We start from the raw sequence: 22434 nt of genomic DNA on the forward strand, positions 1-22434 counted from the left end.
TTCAGTGCAAAATTCCGCGCTATAAAATCCCGACGCAGAATTTTGGGTGCGGAATTTCGATACGGAATTCTGCGTTCCGCAAAACTCCGCCGAGAAGCAAAGCCACGGCTTTTAAATTCCCGGCTCTACTTCAGTGCCTCTTTGACCGCCTCGCTTAGGCGCTTGCCGTCCACTCTTGAGCCAAGCGCTTCTTTGGCGGCTTTCATCACGCGCCCCATATCCTTTGCACCGCTCGCACCGAGCTGCGCGATTAGCGAGCCAACCGCAGCGGCAAGCTCGACATCGCTTAGCTGCGCGGGCAGATAGGACGCGATGATCTCGATCTCGCCCTGCTCTTTTTGCACCAGATCGTCGCGACCGCCCGCGCGATACTGCTCCACAGAGTCGTTTCGGCGCTTGATCTCGCTTTGAAGTATGCTAAAGACGCGCTCGTCGCTAAGGCTGATGCGCTCGTCCACCTCGACCTGCTTAAGCGCGGCGTTAAGCATCCGCAGGCTGTCTCTGCGGAAGTGATCGCCGCTCTTCATCGCCGTTTTAATGTCTTCTAAAATTTGCTCTCGCACACCCATTTTCCACTCCTTGAGATTGAAATTTCGGCGGTAATTTTAGCAAATTTAAAATTTGGCTCGGGTAAATTTAAGAGGATAAAATTTTAAAATTTTAAAGATTTAGCGCGATTTGCGGCTAAGCTTAAAGCTTACACGGCTACCCTTTTCGGCAAAAGCCTGCACGAGTGGAATTTAAGTAAAAATATCCACGCAAAAACTTGCGCGAATGGGGCATGCGCAAAGTGCGCTAAATTTAAAAAGCCCCGCAAGAATATAAAATTCCTGCGAGGCAAAGCGAGTAATTAAAGCCCGCGAAGGCTCTATTTAGCGCGTGAGAATATCATTCGCACGATTTGCAGCAAGAAGCACACGCTTCCAACCAAAAAGATCGTATCGCCGATGATGCGCGCCCAGCGGAGCCCGTAGAGGCTATCTTTTTGCAAAAATTCCGCGCTTCTTGCATACCACATACCCACGTCGATCGCCGCAAACGCCTGCAAAATTCCAACCGGAAGAAGTGATATTAGCACCATCAGAAGCAGACCCGCGTTAAGCGCCCAAAAGCCGATCTTCATCAGTGTATCGTCAAAGTTTTTGTCTTTGTAAATATATAGCGCCACGAGCCACACGAAGCCAAGAGCCAAAAAGCCGTATACACCAAATAGCGCCGTATGAGCGTGTACCGCAGTGGTGTTTAAGCCCTGGATGTAAAATAGCGCAAGCGGCGGATTGATTAAAAAGCCGAAAACGCCCGCGCCTAGCATATTCCAAAACGCCACGGCGATGAAGCAGTAAAGCGGCCATTTTAGACGCTTAGCCCAATCCTGCGCAAATTGAAGCTTGTAATAGTGAAACGCCTCCGAACCCAGAAGCACCAAAGGAACGACCTCAAGCGCCGAAAAGCTCGCACCCACAGCCATTATCGGCGTAGTGGTACCCGCAAAATAGAGGTGGTGGAAGGTGCCCGGAATTCCGCCTATTAGGAAAATCGATGCGCTAGCAATCGAGGTGTAGGTGGCAAATTTCTTACTTACTAAGCCTAAGGACGCGAATACGAACGCCAAAGACGCCGTCGCGAAAACCTCGAAAAATCCTTCGACCCAAAGGTGCACGACCCACCAGCGCCAGTACTCCATCACAGGGATCGGCGAGCGCTGTCCGTAGAATAGTCCCGCGCCGTAAAAAAGCCCCACGGCGATAACCGAAGCGGTAAAGATCGCCAATAAATTCTTATCACCCTCGGCTCTAAAGCCCGCGATAAAGCCGCGAAGCACGAGCACCATCCAGATCACAAGGCCCACGAACAATATTAGCTGCCAAATTCTACCTAGGTCTAAATACTCGTATCCTTGATGTCCGATCCAGAAGCTGCTGCTTGGATCCATCTTGCCCGCAATCGCCATGTATTCGCCCGCGAAGCTGCCGACGACCAAGAAAAGAAGCGCGTAGAAAAGCACATCCACGCCGAGCTTTTGAAATTTCGGATCCTTGCCGCCGTTGATGATCGGAGCCAGAAACAATCCCGCCGCCAAAAAGCCCGTAGCGATCCAGAAAATGGATGCCTGCACGTGCCAGGTGCGCGCTAGCGAGTAAGGGATATACTGCGAAATATCAAGCCCGAAAAAGGACTGACCCTCGATCGTATAGTGCGCAACAAAGCCGCCGATGAAGGCCTGAAATGCAAACAATGCAACCGCTACGAAAAGGTACTTGCCAAGCGCCTTTTGCGACGGCGTAAGCGCCAAAGCGGCGATCGGATCGGCGCTAAGCTTCGCAGGAGCCTCGAAATCCTCGTCCTTCTTGCCGTAGAAATTTCCGAACCAAACCAACAAGCCGATGCCGGTAAGCAAAATAACGAGGCTTGCAATCGTCCAAACGACGTTTTCCGTGGTAGGGACATTGTCTATTAGCGGCTCGTGCGGCCAGTTATTGGTATAGGTCGCCTCTCCGCTCGGACGATCCGTAGAAACCGCCCACGCAGTCCAAAAGATGAAATCCACGAGCTCGGCGCGGTGTTGCTCGTTTGCGAGCGTGTTTTCCTTCATCGCGTAATCCTCGCGAAGCTTCTTAAAGCGCGGATCGTTTCCGAAAATGCCCATGTATTCGTCTTTTACGACCGCCATAGCCTTTAAGCGATCGTCGCTTAGCTTAACGGCGCCGTCTTTTACGGTGTTGGTGCGGTACTCGGCCTTTGTAAGCGCCTTAATCTGCGCCTTTTGCTCGTCGCTCAAAGCGTCAAATTTCGCTCCGAAGCGCTCCTGCGCCTTGATATCCATAAACGTAACCAGCTCCTTATGCAGCCAATCTGCGCTCCAATCGGGCGCCTGATACGCTCCGTGACCCCAGATCGAGCCCACCTGCATACCGCCGATGCTCTGCCAGGCCTCCTGTCCGCGGTAAATGCGCTCGGTGCCGATCAACTCGTTGCCGCTAGAATCGGTAAATTTTACCACCGGCGGAGACTGCCTATACACCTCGCCGCCGTAAAAACCCAAGAAACTAAAGCCCACGATGAGCACCACTACGAGCGCCATCCAGAGCTTTTTAAATTCTGCCATTTTCACTCCTTTAACTGAAATTAGGAGTGAATTTTACCTATTTAAATTTCTATAAGCATTGAGGCTCGTCAATAAAAAGATAAATTTTATCTGCTTAAGCTGGAATTTATCTAAATTTTACAAAGAAAGATCACTTAAAGTGAGATTTTAATATACTAATTTAAGTCCCGAGATAGTAAAATTGAAGATATAAAATCAAGCAATAATCGGTCGATGGCAGTTGTTGAAACAAGGAGAAAGTATGAAAAAATTTATCGCGATTTTATTAGCCGTAGTGCTAGTCGGGTGCCAATGCAAACAGGGCTCCGTGACGGCCAAACAACAGACGAGCGAGAGCATAAAGGCGTTTTTTGTAAATGACGGCAAAGAGTATATCGTCGGCGAAAAATTTAGCTACGTGCTAACGCACGGCTCTTCGCTTAAAAACATATCGCGCTTCTACGACGAGGGTTATGCCAAGGGGCTTAAGCGCGAGCTTGTTAAAATAGTCGTGACGGATGCCGATACCGGGCGGGCGCGCGGCGAATTTAGCGCATTTTTAAATTCCGCCGCAGGCGCAGATGTAGCCAAAATCAAGGCTCTGGCAAATCGCATCGAAATAGATGAGAAAAAAGGCGAGATCGAGGTTGTTTTTAACTTTGATGCGCAAGTAGTGGATATAAAAAATTTAAACGAAATAATGAAGCCTAGCGATAGATTAAAGATGCCTATAAAAGCAGATCTCGAAATTCTACCCGGCAGTAGGGAAAGCGACGGACCAAACCCTCTTGGCGTTATCATAGCGCTACCGGTATTAATCGTAGGTACCGTAGTTTTTATCACCGTAGGCGGATTGATTTATGCTACTGCTAGCACCGTAGAGGCGATTACGAATTGAGGCGTAAATTTTAAATTTAGTACGCTTTTGATTCGTCCGCAGTTGCTTTAGCATTTTTTATAAGTAGAATTTGAATTTATAATTTAATATTTTATCCCCATAAGATGAGCGAATTTACACATATACACTTTCAACTAAAGAGTCGCTCATCTTAGAGCAAAACTTTGGGCGTCTCATATACGGGTTCTATTTAATTGATTTTATCCAATGCGCTTAGCTTCTCTTAAATAGAAATATATTTTGTAAATAAATTCAAATGCAGACATTAATATTACGGAACCCGAAAGAGAAAAACCGGATTGAAAGAAAATGATATATCCAAAAATTGAAAATCTACTTTGAAATTCTGGCATAAAATGGCTTGTTCTTATGCTTATACCGCTGCTTGCAAAATATCCGGTATAATAAACCTCAAACATAAAAATACCAAGACCAAACATAAACGGAAGCAACAAAAACGGAAAATCGTTTTCCCGCTTCTTTTTTGAAAGCAATATAAAATCATCATCATATCTGCAAAAGTAAATATAATAAACCAATGAATATAAGCTAGAAACCGCAAAAATAATAATCCCGTATATCCAACATAATACTAACGTAAAATTCCGAAAGTTGGGTGTATGGGCTAATACTACCGATAATTTCGATATTTGGAAAATAACTTTTCATAAAATTTACGAAATTTAAGCACACAGGAGAAATATCTAAAATATTTTTAGGAATTATAAAGGCGCTAAGAGAATATAAAAAATATATAAAACATAATTTCGTAAAAAATTTGCCGAATTTTACACGAGTATTTTCTATTCTTATCTTTTTGCTTTCAAATTCTAAATCCTGCAGTCTTGACCCCTGAATAAAATGATTACGCATTTTAGCGCCTACAACCTTACACAAAACTATAAATTAGCATATTTATAGTTTGTGTAACAAACGCAATTTATGCAAGGGCTTCCGAAAGTGGATCAAATTTGGATTTGCTCTAAATTTAAAATGATCCGTCACTGCTACTTTCGCGGGGTTTAGGAAGCGGCGAAATTTTAGTGTAATACTCCTCTTTGCCGTTGTATGAGCTGCTAAAGACGCCGTCTGGGACGGTGAAGTTGCGCTTGGTTTGCGGATATTCTTTTAAGTAGGCATCTAAAAATTTTGCAAATACCGGTGCTGCAGTGCGACCGCCGCCCTCGACCTTTCGCATAGGTTTATAATCGTCGTTGCCGTACCAGATGATGATCTGCAAATCCGGCGTAAAGCCGCAAAACCACGCATCTATGCTATCGTTTGAGGTGCCTGTTTTGCCCGCTATGTCGATGCCCTGTACGCGTGCGCGAGTACCGGTGCCGCGCTGCACGATATTTTTTAGTAGCGTAGTCATCAGATATGCCTGTTCAGGGCGCAGCACGCGGCGGCGCTCAGGCTCGATAAAGCGAGTTTTGCCGTCCTTATCGGTAATCGAAACGATAAATTTTGACTTCGCCGTGATACCGAGCCCGGGGAACATCGAATACATAGTGGAGTATTCAAGCGGCGAAATTCCATAGCTGCCGATAGCCACCGACAGGGCGGGCGGGACGTTTTTGAAGCCGAACTCGCCAAGCTTTTTTACCGCGCGATCAACGCCGATAGATTGCATTAGATTTATCGAGGCAAGGTTACGCGAGCGTGTTAAAGCTTCTTTGATCGTGATGTAGCCGCTGTAAGTCTTGTCGTAATTTTTCGGCTTCCACGTTTTATCGCTGCCGTCGTCGAATTCTCTAGCTATATCGGGAACTTCGGTCATCGTCGAGTAGCCCATATCAAGGGCGATTTGATAGACGAAAGGCTTAAAGCTGGAGCCAGTTTGGCGCTGGGATTGGCTGGCGCGATTGAAATTTGATTTCGCGTAATCCACGCCACCTACTAAGGCTAAAATTTCGCCGTTTTGCGGATGCGTGACGACCATAGCGCCGTTTACGTTGCTTGCATTAGCGTCTTTGTTGCGCTTTAAAATTTCATTGTAGCCGAAAACTAATGCCTCTTGCGCCATCGCTTGCGCCTTTAGATCAAGGCTTGTATCTATGCGGTATCCGCCCGTGCGGACGTCCGGTAGAATTTTTTCGGCTTCTTTTATGATCTCATCTACGGCATATGGCGCTACGTTTTGCGTGAGCGTTTCATTATAAATCGTAGGCTGTTCGTTCATAGCAAGCTCATATTCGGTCTTATTTATCCAGCCGAGCTCATGCATCCTATAAATCACATTATTGGCGCGCGAAAGCGACAAATCCAGGTGCTTAGTAGGATCAAAGCTGCTAGGAGCTTTCGGCAAACCCACTAAAATCGCGATCTCTTTAAGGCTTAAATCTTGCAAATCTTTTTTGAAATATCCCAAAGCCGCCGTGCGAATGCCGTAATATCCGTGTCCAAAATACACTTCGTTGAAGTAACGCTCTAGAATTTGTTCCTTGCTTAGGGCGTTTTCTATCTTAAGCGATAGGATTGCTTCTTTAATCTTGCGATCAAGCTTCTTTTCGCTAGAAAGAACTAAATTTCGCGTGATCTGCTGCGTAATCGTAGAAGCCCCTTCGACGAATTTCATCGCTTTGACATCCTTAATAATCGCCCTAAAAATCGCCTCGACATTCACGCCGCCGTGTTCGAAAAACGCCGTATCCTCGATAGCTACGAGCGCCTCGATTACGCGGCCTGGAATCTCGTCGAATTTTACGTAAATTCTATTTTGTTCATTAAAAACATTGGCTATCAAATTACCGTTGCGGTCATAAATTTTAGTCGTAAGCTCGGGATGATAATCGATGATCGAGTCCGATTCCAAGCGGATTTGCGAGTAAAAATACAAAAAAATTCCGCCTGCGGCAAACGCACAAACCGTAATAAAACTAAATAAAACTCTTACCATACAAACCTCTTTAAATTTTCCAGATCAAGCCCCATCGCCGTGAATTTTGACCCACGCGAGCTTTTGATATATTTTTCGTTAAAGCCTTCGATACTCATCGCACCCGCCTTGCCGCGCCAATCACTGCTAGCGATATAGCCTTTTAAATCCGCTTCATTAAATTCCGCAAATTCAAAGCTTGCGACGCTAAGTGCCGAAAGTTCTAGCGCCTTACTGCAAAAAATCATCGCAGTATAAACAGCGCAGCTAGCACCGCTTTGAGCCCGCAGCATCCTTAACGCGTCCGCTTCATCCCGCGCCTTGCCTAAAATTTCGCCGCCGGCAAGTACGGAGCTATCGGCAAACAGCACCCTATCATAATTTTTATAAATTTTAAAAAACTGCACTTTCTTGGCTACGGCAACGCGGTAAGCATAGGTGCGTGCATCGTCCTTGCTAATGCCGCTTTCGTCGAAATTAAAAGGAATTTGCGTAAATTCTACGCCGTTATCCTTTAGAATTTGTGCTCTAGTAGGCGAACTGGAAGCTAAATAAATCATCAAAACTCGCCCACCGTCACGCCTAGATAAACGCAAATCAGCGTGACTACGATATTTAGCGGGATGAAATATTTAACGACGATGATTAAATGCTCATTCGCCTCAAGCTCATCGCCCGCATCCAAAGCTCGCTTCAAAGATAAAATTTTATAATGCATGTAGATAAAATTTAGTAGTATAAAGCCGGCGCCAGCCCATAGCGTCGCAATCGCGCCTTTTACCATAGGATCTGAAAATTTAAAACTTCCGCCGTCCGCAAGAAAAAATCCACTTACGCAAACGATCACCAAAAATAGCGCAAAGAACTGCTCATAGCGTTTCATATATCGCAAAATTTCTGTAAATTTTACATCCTTCGCATCCGCTTGGTTTTTACTGCTTAAATTCATAAAAATTCGCGCGATCAAAAATACACAGATCTGCGCGCAGACCAAAAAAATCACGCTTAAAATGTGAATCAGCGGCAAAATTTGCGAGGCTTTGATGAAGCTCGAATCGATCTCGTTCAAATTTTACCTTTTGCGTAGGCGATCGCTTCTTTAATCGCTTCTTCGATTTTTAGCACGTCCCTGCCGCCCGCGGTCGCAAAATCATCGCGTCCGCCGCCGCCGCCGCCTAAAATTTGCGCCGCGAGCTTAACCCACTCGCCAGCTTTGATCGGCGCGTTTTTAACACCTGCTGCGATTGAAATTTTGCCGTCGGTGCCTACTTGCATCAGCATTATCGCCGCCTTTTCGTGGCTATTTTTAAACTCATCTATCATAGTTTTTATATCACCGCTTTCGACTGAGGCTACGCAAAGTTTAGTATCACCGACATTTAGAAAAGCCAGTGCATGAGAACTGCTTGCATGCTTGATCTGATCTTTTAGCGATCTGATCTCATCTTTTAATTTCTCAATAGCGCGGAGAGGCTCAATCCCCTTTAGCTCCGCAGAAATTTCAGCAAGCTTAGCGCGATTTTGAAGCGCTAAATTTAAAGCCGCGCGCGAACAAACTGCCTCGATACGCCTGACGCCCGCACTTACGCCGCTTTCTTTGACGATAAAAAACGACCCTATTTCGCTTAAATTACGCACGTGAATTCCGCCGCAAAGCTCCTTACTAATCTCTCCGAAGCTCACAACGCGCACTTTTGAGCCATATTTTTCGCCAAAAAGCGCGATTGCACCGCTGTTTTTAGCGTCATCTATATCCATAATCTCAGTTTTTGCCGCACAGCCCTTGCAAACGGCGTTATTTACAAATTCCTCGATTTTAGCTAGCTCCTCGTCGCTAAGTGCCTTAGGATGCGAGAAGTCAAATCTTAAGCGGTCCGCTTCAACCAAGCTTCCTGCTTGAGCGATATGAGCCCCTAACACCGCACGAAGCGCCGCATGCAAAAGATGCGTCGCGCTGTGATGACGTGCAATCTGCTCACGCTCCTCAGAAACCTTGAGCCCGACGATATCGCCGATTTTCATGTTACGATTAAGGCGCAAGTGGGATAAATTTAGCCCATAAAATTTCTGCGTATCAAACACATCGGCTATGGACTCCACTTCGCCGCTATCGCCCGTCTGACCGCCACTTTGTGCATAAAACGGAGTGATATCAAACATCGCCCAGCCGATATCGCCAGCTTTGAGCTCATCCACTTCCGCAAAATCCTCGTTAAGTAGCGCTAAAACCTTGCTCGTGCGGCTAAGCTCTTCGTAACCGCTAAATTTATTCTCACCAAATTTCTCTAGCAGCGCCTTAAAATCGCCACGGACGTTTTTATCGCCACTGCCCTTCCATGCGGCTTTAGCTATCTGCCTTTGCTCGCTCATAAGCGCGTCAAATTTAGCTTCATCCACGCGCAAATTTTTCTCGCGCAGCATATCAGCGGTCAGATCGAGCGGAAAGCCGTAGGTATCATATAACTTAAACGCGACCTCGCCGCTAAAAATTTCTTTAGTGCGCGCAAGCTCCTCGTTAAAAAGCTCGATGCCGTTTGCCAAAGTGGCGAAAAACCGCTCCTCTTCGAGCTTGATCTGCTCCTTTACGGCTTGCTTTTTCTCATTCAAATAGGCGTAGTGTCCGCCCATCAGCTCGCATACTTTATCCACAAGGTGATACATAAAGGGCTCTTTTATACCGAGCAGATAGCCGTGGCGAACGGCGCGGCGCAGAATTCTACGCAAAACGTACCCCCTGCCCTCGCGATTAAAATTTGTTCCCTGCGCTAGCAAAAACGTAACCGAGCGGATATGATCGGCGATGACGCGGTAGCTCGCGCCGCTTTCATAAACGTAAGGTTTGCCGCAAAGCTTTGCAACCTCATCAATTAGCGGCATAAAAAGCGAGCTGTCGTAGTTGCTAAACTTGCCCTCCTTAATCGCCGTGACGCGCTCAAGTCCCATACCCGTGTCGATGCTAGGCTTTGGAAGCGGGCTAAGCTTGCCGTCTTTGCTACGCTCGTACTGCATAAAAACTAAATTCCAAATCTCTAAAAAGCGGTCGCCGTCGCCGCCCATATAATCCTCACTTCCGTGAAAATGCTCCTCGCCCTGATCGTAAAAAATTTCGCTGCACGGACCGCACGGGCCGGTATCGCCCATCGCCCAAAAGTTATCGTGATCGCCGAAACGGTAGATGCGCTCCTGCGCTATGTGCTGCGCCCAGAACCCAAACGCCTCGTCGTCTTTCTCGTGCACGGTGACGTAGAGTTTTTCTTTGGGAAGCTTTAAAATTTCGGTTACGAACTCCCACGCATAGACGATCGCCTGCTCTTTGAAATACTCGCCGAAGCTGAAATTTCCAAGCATCTCAAAAAACGTATGGTGGCGCGCGGTGTAGCCGACGTTGTCTAGGTCGTTGTGTTTGCCGCCGGCACGGATGCAGGTCTGACAGCTCGTGCGGATAGGCGGGATCGGACGCGGAACGGCTCCTGTAAATATACTTTTAAAGGGCACCATGCCCGCATTTGTAAACAGTAAGCTGTCATCATCTGGCACCAGCGGCGCGCTGGGGATGATCTGATGGCCCTTGCTTGCAAAGAAATTTAAATATTCGCTTCTAATATCCATGATTTGTCCTATTTCAAGTTAAATTTTAAAGGCGCATTTTAGCCAAATTAGATTTTAAAAACTATAAAATTTTAACCATTCTTAGTTATAATGGCGCGAAAGATTAAATTTAGGGCATAACGATGAAAAAAAAGATAGCGATCATAGGTATGGGCGAGCTTGGTCAAAAGCACTTCAGCGAGCTAAGAAGGAGCGATTATTTCGAGCTTGTAGCGCTTTATCATAAGGGCAGCAGTGAAAATTTCGGCCCGCGCTATCCGATCTTTGATAATCTAACCGATCTTTTTAACGTCGCTAAGCCCGACGCCGTAGTCATCACGGCTCCCCCGCCATCGCATAAAGAGCTGATTTTAAAATGCCTGCCGTTTACCAAAAATATCTTCGTAGAATCTCCGCTCGCACAAAGCCTAGCCGAAGCCAGAGAGATAAATTACGCAGTCACCACTAACGGTACGCGCCTAGCCGTAGGCTACTCCGACCGCTACAATCCAGTAATCGTATCCTTGCTACGCGAGCTTGCCAAGGGGGATAAAATTTTTTCGATGAGCTTTGTAAGCGGTTTTGCAAACGATGATAGAGCAGATATTGTCGCCAATGCCCTTTTTAGAGATATCGATCTTGTGCGGCTGCTTTCTCACAGCGAGATAGCTTGCATAGAACTTAGCAAAAATATCTCTAAAGAGCGCACTCTAGCCGCATGCGCGACGCTTCACACAAAAAGCGGCTGCTATTGCACGCTAATGCAGTCCAATCTCTATCCGATCAGGCGCCACGGTATCGAAATTTGCACCGACAGCGGCGTGTATTTCGGCGATCTAATCTCAATAACTCTTTTTAAAATTACGCCTGACGGGCGCGTAAATCTGCGCGTCGATCGCGATGACTTTTCGCTACGGCGTGAACACGAAGCGTTTTGCGCGATGTGCGACAGCAGCGTCGACGCGGGACTTGCAAGCGTAGAGGACGCGATAAAAATACGAGAAATCATCTCATGAAAAAAGCCCTGATCCTGCTGAATATGGGCGGTCCGAACAATCTGAGTGAGGTTGAAGTTTTTTTAAAAAATATGTTTAACGACCCTTTTATTTTGGGCGTTAAGAGTGATTTTTGGCGCAGCGTTTTGGCCTCTCTCATCGTAAAAAGCAGAACCGCATCGGCGCGCAGCAACTACGAAAAACTGGGCGGGCGCTCGCCGATATGCTCCATCACCGAAGCGCTTTGCGAGCGGGTAAATGAACTAGCGCGAGCAAAATTCGGCGCGGAGTTAAAATTTGAAAATGCGGCGAGTGTAAGCGCTGCAAATGAGCCGTCGCAAGACGTTTCATCGCAGAGCAAGCCGTCGCAAGAGGCACAGACACAAAACGAGGCGCCGCAGGATGAAAAACCGATAGACGAGCTAATTTGCGATTATGCGATGAATTACACGCCGCCATTTGCGGAGGATGTGTTTAAAAAATATGCGGATTTTGACGAGATAATTTTGATGCCTTTGTATCCGCACTTCTCGAAAACTACGGTGCAATCGAGCCTGTGCTCTGCCGAAGCGGCGCTTAAACGGCTCGGTATAAAAAATTATAAAACCATTGATATTTTCTACGACAACGCCGCTTACAACGAAATTTTACTAAATTTAATCGCAAGCTGCGTCGCAAAATTTAGCGCGGATGAAATTTCGCAAATTTCGCTCATATTTTCTGCGCATTCGCTGCCGGTAAAAATGATCACCGCGGGTGATCCTTACGAGGCACAGGTAGGGGAGCACGTGGAAATTTTAAAAAATCTGCTGGCTGCGCGCGGGATTAAATTTAAAGAGATTATCTTGGCGTATCAATCGCGCCTTGGCCCCGTGAAGTGGCTAGAGCCCAATATCGCGGACGTTTTGCGGGATCTGCAGAGCAAAAAAGCGCTGATATTTCCGATCGCGTTTTGCGTAGATAATTCCGAGACCGATTTTGAGCTGGATATTTTTTATCGAGCTCGGGCGCGCGAGCTGGATTACGAATACTACGAAGTGTGCAAATGCCCGAATTCCCGCGAGGATTTTGCGAAATTTATACTCGCGCAGGCGCTGTAAATTTAGAGATTAAAATTTAATCTTTTAGTTTGGATTTTTTATATTCTTTATGAAGCTTGAGGATTGAATACAATGCGGATAAAAATAGCAATATACTAGTTAAGGTTAGTATATTTCTTTGAAAATATAAATTATCCCAATCCTCTGCATTTGAGGTATGTATTTTTGTTCCATCGCAATACCCGTATTCATTTAAAAATCTTTCCGACATTTTAATTTTTACGCAAATTTGATCTATATAGTTTTTGTAAATTAAATCACAAAATTGCATACCGAATTGTTCATAATCTGTCTTGCTATTTCCGATATGCAGATCAAAAATTTTACCGCTTCCTCGCACGGATATATTGCAGCCGGTTCCGCCACGATAGCTATCATATTTATGAAATTCGCTTATAGTTCCAACAAAAACAAAAGGATCTTCTATATTTTTTCTACTAGGTGCGCTTTGATATGCTATCAAAAGAAGCATCGGTGCGATAAATGAAACGCAAACAACGATTAGCGTTATAAAAGTATGCTTCCGATCAAAGCCGAATTTAATCAAATCATACCAATAATCTACGTAGTAAAGCGGGTTTTTCATTGTATTCCTTTAGTAGCTTTTGGCAAATCAGAATATTCTTGTAGCGATTTAAAACCACCTGTAATAAGTACACCTTTTATCAACACTTCCTCTACTCATCTATATCTCCTTTATTAAAATTAAGGCATTGGAATTTTGAGCGTCAGAATTTTCCTGTGAGCCTCGCTCTAAATTTTGACGTCGTTCGTTTAGAATTTTCTTTAGCTCTTCGAGCCTTGCCTCGTTCATCCTTATCCCCGCTAAACTGCCTATTTAGAAGTCTAAATTTAAACCCCAAGCTAAATTTCAGAGCTTTCCTTGCGCGTCTTTATAGACATTTTTCACGTCGTAAACCAGCGAGCCTGCGTAATCAAGCTCGAAAAACTGCTTATGCGCCACGGCGATTACAACGCAGTCAAATTTGCGCAAGTCGGGCTTTTTCAGCAGATCGATATCGTAGTATCTCTTGGCGTCGGCGGCGCTCGCCCAAGGATCATAGACGCTTACCTCGCAGCCGAAATTTTTAAGCTCGTTTATCATATCCACGACGCGCGTATTGCGGGTGTCGGGGCAGTTTTCTTTAAACGTCAGCCCCAAGATCAAGACCTTCGCGCCCTTGACCTTTTCATCGTATTTTATCATCATCTTAATGACCTCCGTAGCGACGTAGCTTCCCATATTGTCGTTGATGCGGCGGCTTGAGAGGATGATTTCGGGGTGATAGCCCACCTCGGTCGCCTTCTGCGCCAGATAATACGGATCGATGCCGATGCAGTGTCCGCCCACGAGGCCCGGACGGAAGCTTAAGAAATTCCACTTCGTAGCCGCCGCGTCGATGACGTCGTTGGTGTTGATACCGAGCTTGCCAAACAGGATCGCAAGCTCGTTTATAAAGCCGATATTGATGTCGCGCTGGGTGTTTTCGATCACCTTTGCGGCCTCGGCGACCTTGATGCTGCTAGCGCGAAAGGTGCCGTTTTGCAGGATACTAAGATAGACGCTATCTACGACGTCTAAAGCCTCCTCAGTGCTTGCCGAGACGATCTTTTTGATCTTAGTGACGGTGTGAATTTTATCGCCAGGATTGATCCGCTCGGGCGAATATCCGCAGAAAAAATCGCGGTTAAATTTTAGCCCGCTTACGCGCTGCAACACCGGTACGCAGTCCTCCTCCGTAGCGCCTGGATAGACGGTGCTTTCATACACGACGATGTCGCCCTTTTTAAGCACGGCTCCGACGCTTTCGCTGGCCTTGATTAGCGGCGTAAGATCTGGGCGATTTAGCCTATCTACGGGCGTCGGCACACATACGATGTAAAAATTACTCTGCCTCATATCATCTAACTTTGCGCTAAATTTAAGCCCGTTTTGAATCGCCGCAGCAAGCTCCTCGTCGCTAAGCTCCAGCGTGCGATCGTGCCCGCCGCGCAGCTCGTCTATGCGGTCCTGAGCTACGTCAAAGCCCACGACCTCGTGTTTCGCGGCAAACGCCGCCGCCAAAGGAAGCCCCACGTAGCCAAGCCCGATTATCGCTATTTTCATTTTTCTCTCATTTGCTTTCATATTTTCCTCTTTTCTTTGCGTTAAATTTCATCGTTAAATTTCGCAGCCAAACTCGCTAAATTTCATATCCGCGCAGACATACAGCACGAATTTATAGCGCTGCGTCTTAAAAATTTAAAGCAATTAAGCTTGCTCGCCATTTTGCTTGCGTTACTTGCGCGACGGCAAATTTAAAATTTTGCCTTGATATGAAATTTTACTACCGCGCCAAAATCCCGCGTTACGATAAAATTCCATCGCCGTGCCGTTAAAATTTACGCCGCGAAATTCTATGCCGCCAAAATTCCGCGCCGTAGAATTTAAACGTCGCCAAGCCTTACGAAGCCGCACCGAATTCCGCGAAATTTAAACGCTGTAAAATTTCAAAAAAACCTCGCGAAATTTAGCAAATTTAATCTTTAATTTCAACTGTCTCATCCTTGATCTCGACCTTTTGCGTGGTGTTTGCGTCGGCTGCGGGCTTTAGATAGCCCTCTTCTATCAAAATTCCTACCGCCCGCTTAAAGATCGGCAGCGCATTTTGAGCGGCGTAGTAGCTGCCCCTTTTAGGCTCACGCACCAAAACGCCGATCGTGTAGCTGGTGTCCGCGTCGTTGGCAAAGCCAAAAAACGAGCTATTATAGGCACTCGAATAGCCGCCCCCCTTAGCGATACGCGCAGTGCCCGTCTTGCCGCCGATTTGCAGCCCCGCCACTCGACCCTTGCGCCCCGTACCGCTCTCAACCGTTTTGATTAAAATTCCTTTAATCACGTCGGCGGTAGGTTTAGAGATTACCTGGCGGGTTTCGCTTTCGTTAACGGTGTAAGTTTTACCGTTATTTTCTAAATTTTCCACTAGGCGCGGGCTAATCATCACGCCGCCGTTGTTAAAGACGGTATAGGCATTGAGCATCTGAAGGAATGTCATCTGCGCGCCGTAGCCGTAGCTGATCGTGGCTTTGTAAATTTTATTATTCAGGCTTTTGATGCTTGGGATATTTCCACTTTGCTCATACGGCAGATCGATACCCGTTTTTTGCGACATACCGAAGTTCATCAGCCCGTCATAAATAGCCTGCCCCTCCAGCCGCTCTGAAATTTTAATCATTCCTATGTTTGAGCTGTGGATGATGATCTCCTCGCCGCTCATCTGCTTAGCCGGGTGCGTGTCGCGGATCGTGCGAGTACCAAGCTTATAGCTGCCGTTATAGGTATTGATGATCTCGCCCGGTTTGACAGCTTTGGCATCGTAGGCGATTGCGAAAATTATCGGCTTCATAATCGAGCCCACTTCGTAGGCGTATTCGCTCGCGGTAAAATTTAAATTCTTAAGATCGTTTTTCGTGATGTTTGAGGGGTCATAGCGGGCGTTGGTCGCGAGGGATAAAATTTTGCCCGTTTTAGAGTTCATAATGCCCACAACGATTTCTCGCGCATCGTAATTATCAGCGCCCTCATCGCTTAGGCGCTCTATCTTTCTTTGCAGCGTTAGTGGCACGCTTAGACGGACATTGTAGCCGTCGATCCTGCCCGTTTTTTTGCTGCTGCGCTCTAGGATGATGTTGCCGCCGATATCGCGCGGGCCCACGATAAACTCATCTCTAACCGGCGCTAGATAATACTCATAGTACTTCTCGATCCCCTTAATTCCGCTAACCTTGGTGATACCATCAACCTCTTTTTTATTGATATAGCCGATTAACGGAGTGAGCGAATCGCCGACATTGTAGCTGCGCTTTTCGCCGCTTTCGCTCACGCTCATGCGGATAGGCGGATTTAGCCTGCCGTTTGAGCCTATGAAGCTAACGAAGACCTTTTTTAAATTTAGCTTATACGCAAGCTCTTTTAGATGCACGGCGGTTTTGGCGTCGATCTTATACGATAGCACGGTCGTGCCGCCAGAGCCCTCGATCGCGCTTTTGACACGCTTTTCGCTATCGCCCGTGTAGATGCAGTATAGACGCACGAAAAGATCAAGCTTGTTTTTATCGATACTGCGTGCGTCGACGCTAACTTTGTAGAGTTTGACGGAATTTGCCGCGACATAATTATCTTTTGCGATTATCGCGCCACGGATCGCGCTGTTGGTTTCATTGACATCCAGGCGCGGTAGCTTGCGCTCAGTGCTGCCCCAAAAATATAAAATCGCCAAAAATATGAAAAGCGCCGCCGGCACGAATATAAACATCACAATAATCATACCGACCGAGGAGCTTTTATCTCTTTGCCACATCTTATTTCTTTAAAATTCTAAATTCCGCGCATTTTTTACGCTGCTGCATCTCAAGCTTTGACTCAATGCTGCGCTCCGCGTGGAACTTTAAGATCCGCAAAGCGCTCAAAGCCTCTATCTTGCGCACTAAGCTCAGCAAATAGAGCGAGGAATTCCGCTCGCGGCATCTCTTTAGCACCCATAAATTTCAGATGCTCGTTCATAATCTGGCAGTCGATTAGAAAGCCGAAATTTGCAAGCACCTCACAAAGCCTAATCAGCGCGACTTTCGAAGCATTGCTCTTTAGGCTCAGCATACTCTCGCCGCAAAACACACGCCCAAAAATTAGCCCGTATAGCCCACCTACGAGCTCGCCATCTTCGTATGCCTCGACGCTGTGAGCGTAGCCGTCTGCTGCCAAACGCGAGTAAGCCTGCACGATCTGCTCGCTGATCCACGTGCCGTCGCTCTCTTTTTTTCGTACGTCTTTGCATCGCTCGATGAAGCCCTTGAAATTTGCGTCAAATTTAACGTCATATCGCTTAAGATAGGGCTTAATGGACTTTTGCACACGCACTTCACGCGGATCAAGCACTGCGCGCGGATTGGGCGACCACCATAAAATCGGCTCATCCTCGCTAAACCACGGAAATATCCCTGCGCTATAAGCGCTAAGCAAACAATCCTCGCTCAGATCGCCGCCACTTGCAAGCGGCGCAAAATCGGGCGCATCCATAGGATCTGGAAAATCGTAAAACCGAGCCATTATTTAACGACACTGCTTTGAGCTAGTGCGGGTTGCTTTTTTTCTATCTGCGGCAAAGGCGTAGAAGCAAAGCTAAAGCTTAGCTCGCCATCTTTTACGCTCACGCTAACTAAGCCGCCCTCCTGCAGCGCGCCAAAAAGCAGCTCACCGCTTATATGATCGCTTATCTGCGAGCTGATTTCGCGCTTTAAATTTCGCGCGCCAAACTCGTCCGAATAGCCGCGCGAGATAATCAAATCTTTTGCTTCCTTGTTTAGACTAATCTTTACGTTTTTTAGCTGCGACTCTAGCTCGCCGATAGTTTTATCCACGATCTTTTCTAAAATTTCGCCGCTTAAGCGGTTAAAATTTATGATTTTATCGATACGATTGCGAAATTCTGGCGCAAAAAAGCTTTTTATGGCACTATCTACTTTATAGCTCTCATCTTTTGTAAATCCAACTTGCGGCGCTTCTTTCGTGCCTAAATTCGACGTCATTATTATGATCGTATTTTTAAAATCGGTCGTAATGCCGTTGTTATCGGTAAGACTTGCGTTATCGAAAATGCCTAAAAAAATATTCGTCATGCTAGGATGAGCTTTTTCTACCTCATCAAATAAAATGACGCTGTAGGGGTGCTTTTTGATGTTGTTAGTTAAAATTCCGCCATTTTCAAAGCCCACGTATCCGGGAGGTGCGCCGATGAGCCTAGAGACGCTGTGAGCTTCCATATATTCGCTCATATCATAGCGCTCAAAATGCACTCCAAGCTGCGCGGCTAAGACCTTGGCTAGCTCACTTTTGCCCACGCCGCTACTACCTGCAAATAAAAATACGCCGATTGGAGAGCTTGCGCCTCCAAGCCCGGCGTAAGAGCGTAGAAGCGCCTTACAAAGACTGCTAACCGCTTCGTCTTGACCGAAAATTTCACGCTTGATATTGGCTTCCAGATTTTTTAGTACCTGTTTATTATCGACGCTACTACTTAAATTTGCAATATTCGCGCTAATCGAAAGTGTATTTACTAAATCATCCTTACTGATTTCAAGCGGAGCTTCGTGCGGCTTAAACGCAAAGCTCGCGCCCACCTCGTCGATGAGATCAATGGCGCTGTCGGGAAGGAATTTATCGTTTTGATACTTTTTAGCAAGCGTTACGCTATCACGCAAAATTTCGTCGCTAAATTTTACGCCGTGAAATTCCTCATATTTTTTGGCTACGCCTTTTAAAATTTCGACGCTATCGTCAATGCTAGGCTCGCTTACATTGATCTTACAAAACCTGCGGCTAAGCGCTTTATCCTGCGAAAACGAGCGGTATTCGCCGTATGTAGTAGCGCCGATGACCGATAGCTCGCCGCTTGCAAGCGAAGGTTTTAGGATGTTTGACATATCAAGTTCGTTGCGATTGCCCGTACCTGCGCCAACGATCGTGTGAATTTCATCGATAAATAAAATCGCATTTTGATTGGCGCTAAACTCGTCTATAAGGTCTTTTAGCCTTTCCTCAAACTCCCCGCGCAACGTAGTGCCTGCGATCAGCGCGCCAGCATCAAGGGCGTAAATCACCTTATTTTTTAGCTTTTCTGGCACTTCGCCACGGACGATTTTTAGTGCGATACCCTCGATGATCGCGGTTTTACCAACTCCTGCTTCGCCCACTAAGATCGGATTATTTTTCTTGCGGCGACAGAGGGTTTGTAGCGTCTTTTCGATCTCTTTTTCGCGTCCGATGAGTGGATCGATCTTGCCCTCAAGCGCAATTTTATTGAGGTTTGCTGTATAAAGTGAGCTAGGCGAGTCCTTTTTAATATCGCGCTCGTTTATGGCGTCCTTTTCGCCCTCAAACGCAGGCTCAAATTCCGTATTCTGCCACTGCCTGCGGCTTTCGTCGTAATTCATCGCATGCGTGATATCATCGATATCGTATGAGTTTAGCTTAATCGCTGCGGCTTCATCGCGAGAAACGACCTCGTCGCGGTGATCGAAAGCAGATTTGTACTTTCGCACGATAAGCTCAAAAATCGCGGCATTGATACCGTAGTGATTTAAAATTTTAGTGCAGTCGTTTTCCTTATCATTTAAAATTTTAAGCATAAAATCGAGCTCGTTTTTAGGCTCTTTAGCGTTATTTAATTCAGTATAGAACTGCTTAAATTCTATCGTCTGCGCCGGAGCCTTGCCGCTTGATTTAGGCATCATATCCAAAAGCCCGCCCAGATTATCCAAGATATTTAGGTAGTTAATATCCGGAATTTCTTTGGCGATTAGCCCATGAAAGGGCTTATTGTATTTAAAAATCGCATAAACTACGTGCGAAGTGGTGATGTATTCGTCCTCGCCGTCGTTTGCGACGCTGATTGCTTGTTCAAAATGTTTGTTTAAAAAAAATCCTATCATTGCTTTCCTTTAAATTTAATCCTCTTCGATCTCACATCTAAGAGGGAATCCTGCGGCCTTTGCCGCTTGTAAAACCGCTTGTTGCTTGCACTCGGCTATCTCTTTAGGATACGCGCCGCAAACCGCGCGACCCTGCTTATGAACTTTCATCATTAAATCTACGGCGTCGTTAAAGTTTTTGGCGAAAATCTCCATCAAAATATAAACCACGAAATCCATCGTCGTCACGTCGTCGTTTAGCAAAATTACTTTATACGGACGAGGCACAAAAGATTTTGTTTTGGCGCGAGTGTGAATCTGCACACCGGTTTTAGTTGCCATTTTTTATCCTGGCGATATCGCTTTTTATCACATCAGTATCGACCATGCCTAAGTAATACGGCTTGCCCCGCTCATCGCCCTCGTTAATGTCGGTAAGTCTTTGATATTTTCCATCTTTAAGCACCACCTTAAAAGGGATCGAAAGCGCGTGGCGATAACCGATGTCGCTTAAAATTTGACCCACTATGCGCTCGTTTTGTTTTGAATTGGAGATGAAATAATACGCGTTGAACTTTTTCGTAAAATTTTCGATCACCTGCGCATCGGTAATGTCCTCGAAATAGATTAGCCCGACCATCAGAAAATCCGCGGAGTTTTTTAGCTGAAAGTCCATCAGATGCGGCGCTTCGATGCGGCACGGCTGGCAGTACGTACCGAAAATATCAAACATTAAAATTTTATCGCTGTCCGCGAGCTTAAAGCCCTTTTCTGTCCGCTCAATCGTTACCTCGCCGCCTACGACGCTTTTAAGCGTAAGGCGCTCGCCCGTTTTAAACGGCGTAAAAGCTACCTCCTCGCCACTTTCTCCACCAATACGCTCGCCATTTTTATCTTGAGCGGAATTTTTTGCCATCTGATTCTCGCTCGCGGCAGGATTCTCGCCAGCAGAGCCCGTCTTTTTCTGCGAATCATCTCCGCAGCCACTTAAGACAAAAATCGCTAAACATAATAGTAAAAATTTCTTCATTGCATTTCCTTCGGGTTTAAATTTAAGCCCGCATTTTAACCAAAGTTTTGTGAATTTAAAATGAATGCTTGTCGTATCGCTTCATCGCGCTTTGCGCTTCACGATCGGCTTCCTTGCGCTTTAGCGATTCGCGCTTGTCGTGCAGATTTTTGCCACTAGCCAAAGCGATACGCGCCTTTACGCGGTTTTTATCATTGAGATACAACGACAAAACCACGATGGTAAGGCCCTCTTTGCTAACCGCGCCAAGCAGTTTGTCGATCTGCTTACGATGCATTAAAAGCTTTCGCGCCGCCCCCTCATCGGGACGAAAATGCGCGTTTGTGCTTTCAAGATAGCTGATATGCGCATTTAGCAAAAACAGCTCGCCGCGGATCACGCGACAGAAGCTATCTTTGAGATTGCCCCTGCCCGCGCGCAAAGCTTTGACCTCGCTACCCTTTAGCACGATGCCCGCTTCAAAGCTTTCAAGTATCGTAAAATCGTGAAATGCCTTGCGATTTTTACTCAGTTCTTTCATCTTTTTCCTTCTAAATTTAGTCCTAAGCTTAGCCCGTTTTTGCTTAAATTTAAAAGCGGGCGAGCGAATTTTAAATTTTATCTTTAAATTTAGCTTTTAAATTTTAACTGCGCGCCTTGGAATTCTTATTTTAAGAAAAACACGCTGCTGCCGCTACCGCTTAGAAACATATCGCGATACCTGCTCATCTGCGGATATAGCTTTATGCACGGCGCGAAAAGATCGTTTAGCAGGGGGCCGTCGTATCGCGCCAGCAGTTGCTCGCTGCTTAAACGCAACATCTCTTGCGCCTGCGCGGCGTTTATATTTTGCATAAAGCTTGCGCGAAACTCATTATAAACCGCGCCGGTGGAGCAAAAGATCGCGGGCGTTAAAATTTCGATCGCAGGTAGGCGGTCCTCGAAAGGCTCGATGATCTCGCCGATACCGCGCACGTTTGCGGCCTCAAGCCCGCTAACAAAAAACGCAACGTCCGCGCCGATATTTTGCGCGATTTTGGTAAGCCGCTCGCGTGAAATTTTTAAGCCTAACTCCTCGTTCGCAAGCCGCAAAAATGCCGCCGCATCGCTACTGCCGCCCCCAAGACCCGCACCGATCGGAATACGTTTTTTAAGCACGATCTTGTGCGAGCTGAAAAACTCCGCAAGCTCGCGCGCAAAGCCCGCCTGCTCAAGCGCCGCCTTGGCTTTTAAAATTATGTTATCCGCGATCTGCGCGGCGTCGCATTCAAGCGCAAAGCCGCTCGCGCGCTCGAAGCTTATCTCATCAAACAGCTCCCTGCGCAGCACGAAGCGCGAGGCGATCTCGTGGTAGCCGCCGCGCGTGCCGACGACTTTTAAAAAAACATTGATCTTTGCATAGGCTTTCAAAATTTTACTCCTTCTGCGCTTTGGC

General features: G+C 46.4%; 20 protein-coding genes. 3 read left to right on the top strand and 17 right to left on the bottom strand.

From position 1 onward, the window contains the following. Positions 1–125 precede the first annotated feature (125 nt). Complete coding sequence (locus Q0117_RS09845; protein WP_297925966.1) at positions 126–569, bottom strand: GatB/YqeY domain-containing protein; 444 nt, start codon at positions 567–569, stop codon at positions 126–128. A gap of 299 nt (positions 570–868) precedes the next feature. Then, complete coding sequence (locus Q0117_RS09850; RefSeq protein ID WP_297925972.1) at positions 869–3106, bottom strand: nitric-oxide reductase large subunit; 2238 nt, start codon at positions 3104–3106, stop codon at positions 869–871. Positions 3107–3347: 241 nt separating this feature from the next. Here Q0117_RS09850 and Q0117_RS09855 point away from each other — a divergent pair, with 241 nt between their 5' ends. Further along, a complete protein-coding gene (locus tag Q0117_RS09855; protein ID WP_297925981.1) occupies positions 3348–3983 on the top strand; it encodes a hypothetical protein in 636 nt (211 codons plus the stop codon). A gap of 988 nt (positions 3984–4971) precedes the next feature. Here Q0117_RS09855 and Q0117_RS09860 read toward each other — a convergent pair. Genes Q0117_RS09860 through alaS form a run of 4 tightly spaced genes read right to left on the bottom strand, consistent with a single transcriptional unit; the run spans position 4972 to position 10470 of the window. Beyond that, positions 4972–6882: a transglycosylase domain-containing protein gene (locus Q0117_RS09860; RefSeq protein ID WP_297925987.1), complete on the bottom strand. Its 1911-nt coding sequence runs from the start codon at positions 6880–6882 to the stop codon at positions 4972–4974. Further along, positions 6876–7421 carry a septum formation inhibitor Maf gene (maf, locus tag Q0117_RS09865; RefSeq protein ID WP_297925993.1) on the bottom strand — a complete coding sequence of 182 codons (546 nt, stop codon included), beginning with the start codon at positions 7419–7421 and terminating at the stop codon, positions 6876–6878. The genes Q0117_RS09860 and maf overlap by 7 nt, the downstream gene beginning before the upstream one ends. After that, positions 7421–7930, bottom strand: a complete 510-nt coding sequence (locus Q0117_RS09870) for a hypothetical protein (protein ID WP_297926001.1) — start codon at positions 7928–7930, stop codon at positions 7421–7423. Before Q0117_RS09870 ends, maf begins: the two co-directional genes overlap by 1 nt. Next, a complete protein-coding gene (gene alaS, locus Q0117_RS09875; protein WP_297926014.1) occupies positions 7927–10470 on the bottom strand; it encodes an alanine--tRNA ligase in 2544 nt (847 codons plus the stop codon). The genes Q0117_RS09870 and alaS overlap by 4 nt, the downstream gene beginning before the upstream one ends. A gap of 122 nt (positions 10471–10592) precedes the next feature. Between alaS and Q0117_RS09880 the strand changes: the two genes are divergently transcribed. Beyond that, positions 10593–11465: a Gfo/Idh/MocA family oxidoreductase gene (locus Q0117_RS09880; protein WP_297926025.1), complete on the top strand. Its 873-nt coding sequence runs from the start codon at positions 10593–10595 to the stop codon at positions 11463–11465. Then, on the top strand, positions 11462–12544 hold the full coding sequence (gene hemH, locus Q0117_RS09885) for a ferrochelatase (protein ID WP_297926033.1): 1083 nt from the start codon (positions 11462–11464) through the stop codon (positions 12542–12544). Before Q0117_RS09880 ends, hemH begins: the two co-directional genes overlap by 4 nt. A gap of 16 nt (positions 12545–12560) precedes the next feature. Here hemH and Q0117_RS09890 read toward each other — a convergent pair whose 3' ends face one another. The 11 genes from Q0117_RS09890 to Q0117_RS09940 form a co-directional block, all read right to left on the bottom strand. After that, positions 12561–13130: a hypothetical protein gene (locus Q0117_RS09890; protein WP_297926039.1), complete on the bottom strand. Its 570-nt coding sequence runs from the start codon at positions 13128–13130 to the stop codon at positions 12561–12563. A 99-nt stretch (positions 13131–13229) separates the two neighbouring features. After that, positions 13230–13358 carry a hypothetical protein gene (locus tag Q0117_RS09895; protein ID WP_297882610.1) on the bottom strand — a complete coding sequence of 43 codons (129 nt, stop codon included), beginning with the start codon at positions 13356–13358 and terminating at the stop codon, positions 13230–13232. Between the two features lie 57 nt (positions 13359–13415). Further along, positions 13416–14651, bottom strand: coding sequence for a nucleotide sugar dehydrogenase (locus tag Q0117_RS09900; RefSeq protein ID WP_297926067.1), 1236 nt, complete (start codon positions 14649–14651; stop codon positions 13416–13418). A 171-nt stretch (positions 14652–14822) separates the two neighbouring features. Beyond that, entirely contained in the window at positions 14823–15002 is a 180-nt protein-coding gene (locus Q0117_RS09905) for a hypothetical protein (RefSeq protein WP_297926072.1), read from the bottom strand. Positions 15003–15063: 61 nt separating this feature from the next. Continuing rightward, positions 15064–16884, bottom strand: a complete 1821-nt coding sequence (locus Q0117_RS09910) for a penicillin-binding protein 2 (protein ID WP_297926084.1) — start codon at positions 16882–16884, stop codon at positions 15064–15066. 62 nt (positions 16885–16946) lie between these two features. After that, positions 16947–17630 (bottom strand): leucyl/phenylalanyl-tRNA--protein transferase, encoded by a 684-nt coding sequence (gene aat, locus Q0117_RS09915; RefSeq protein WP_297926102.1) that lies wholly within the window; start codon positions 17628–17630, stop codon positions 16947–16949. Then, positions 17630–20011, bottom strand: coding sequence for an AAA family ATPase (locus Q0117_RS09920; RefSeq protein ID WP_297926111.1), 2382 nt, complete (start codon positions 20009–20011; stop codon positions 17630–17632). Before Q0117_RS09920 ends, aat begins: the two co-directional genes overlap by 1 nt. A 15-nt stretch (positions 20012–20026) precedes the next feature. Beyond that, entirely contained in the window at positions 20027–20332 is a 306-nt protein-coding gene (locus tag Q0117_RS09925) for an ATP-dependent Clp protease adaptor ClpS (RefSeq protein WP_291936640.1), read from the bottom strand. Then, complete coding sequence (locus Q0117_RS09930; protein ID WP_177386609.1) at positions 20322–21020, bottom strand: TlpA family protein disulfide reductase; 699 nt, start codon at positions 21018–21020, stop codon at positions 20322–20324. The genes Q0117_RS09925 and Q0117_RS09930 overlap by 11 nt, the downstream gene beginning before the upstream one ends. Before the next feature lie 55 nt (positions 21021–21075). Next, positions 21076–21540 (bottom strand): SsrA-binding protein SmpB, encoded by a 465-nt coding sequence (gene smpB / locus Q0117_RS09935; RefSeq protein ID WP_177386608.1) that lies wholly within the window; start codon positions 21538–21540, stop codon positions 21076–21078. Between the two features lie 125 nt (positions 21541–21665). Further along, entirely contained in the window at positions 21666–22409 is a 744-nt protein-coding gene (locus tag Q0117_RS09940) for a 4-(cytidine 5'-diphospho)-2-C-methyl-D-erythritol kinase (RefSeq protein WP_297926136.1), read from the bottom strand. Positions 22410–22434 lie beyond the last annotated feature (25 nt).

The organism is uncultured Campylobacter sp. (genome assembly GCF_937997535.1).
GTDB lineage: Bacteria > Campylobacterota > Campylobacteria > Campylobacterales > Campylobacteraceae > Campylobacter_B.

What these genes read in the sequence shown, in the direction of transcription:
- Q0117_RS09845 (WP_297925966.1), bottom strand. Translation starts at nt 569, where the DNA reads ATGGGTGTGCGAGAGCAAATTTTAGAAGACATTAAAACGGCGATGAAG.
- Q0117_RS09850 (WP_297925972.1), bottom strand. Translation starts at nt 3,106, where the DNA reads ATGGCAGAATTTAAAAAGCTCTGGATGGCGCTCGTAGTGGTGCTCATC.
- Q0117_RS09855 (WP_297925981.1), top strand. Translation starts at nt 3,348, where the DNA reads ATGAAAAAATTTATCGCGATTTTATTAGCCGTAGTGCTAGTCGGGTGC.
- Q0117_RS09860 (WP_297925987.1), bottom strand. Translation starts at nt 6,882, where the DNA reads ATGGTAAGAGTTTTATTTAGTTTTATTACGGTTTGTGCGTTTGCCGCA.
- maf (WP_297925993.1), bottom strand. Translation starts at nt 7,421, where the DNA reads ATGATTTATTTAGCTTCCAGTTCGCCTACTAGAGCACAAATTCTAAAG.
- alaS (WP_297926014.1), bottom strand. Translation starts at nt 10,470, where the DNA reads ATGGATATTAGAAGCGAATATTTAAATTTCTTTGCAAGCAAGGGCCAT.
- Q0117_RS09880 (WP_297926025.1), top strand. Translation starts at nt 10,593, where the DNA reads ATGAAAAAAAAGATAGCGATCATAGGTATGGGCGAGCTTGGTCAAAAG.
- hemH (WP_297926033.1), top strand. Translation starts at nt 11,462, where the DNA reads ATGAAAAAAGCCCTGATCCTGCTGAATATGGGCGGTCCGAACAATCTG.
- Q0117_RS09890 (WP_297926039.1), bottom strand. Translation starts at nt 13,130, where the DNA reads ATGAAAAACCCGCTTTACTACGTAGATTATTGGTATGATTTGATTAAA.
- Q0117_RS09895 (WP_297882610.1), bottom strand. Translation starts at nt 13,358, where the DNA reads ATGAACGAGGCAAGGCTCGAAGAGCTAAAGAAAATTCTAAACGAACGA.
- Q0117_RS09900 (WP_297926067.1), bottom strand. Translation starts at nt 14,651, where the DNA reads ATGAAAATAGCGATAATCGGGCTTGGCTACGTGGGGCTTCCTTTGGCG.
- Q0117_RS09910 (WP_297926084.1), bottom strand. Translation starts at nt 16,884, where the DNA reads ATGTGGCAAAGAGATAAAAGCTCCTCGGTCGGTATGATTATTGTGATG.
- aat (WP_297926102.1), bottom strand. Translation starts at nt 17,630, where the DNA reads ATGGCTCGGTTTTACGATTTTCCAGATCCTATGGATGCGCCCGATTTT.
- Q0117_RS09920 (WP_297926111.1), bottom strand. Translation starts at nt 20,011, where the DNA reads ATGATAGGATTTTTTTTAAACAAACATTTTGAACAAGCAATCAGCGTC.
- Q0117_RS09925 (WP_291936640.1), bottom strand. Translation starts at nt 20,332, where the DNA reads ATGGCAACTAAAACCGGTGTGCAGATTCACACTCGCGCCAAAACAAAA.
- Q0117_RS09930 (WP_177386609.1), bottom strand. Translation starts at nt 21,020, where the DNA reads ATGAAGAAATTTTTACTATTATGTTTAGCGATTTTTGTCTTAAGTGGC.
- smpB (WP_177386608.1), bottom strand. Translation starts at nt 21,540, where the DNA reads ATGAAAGAACTGAGTAAAAATCGCAAGGCATTTCACGATTTTACGATA.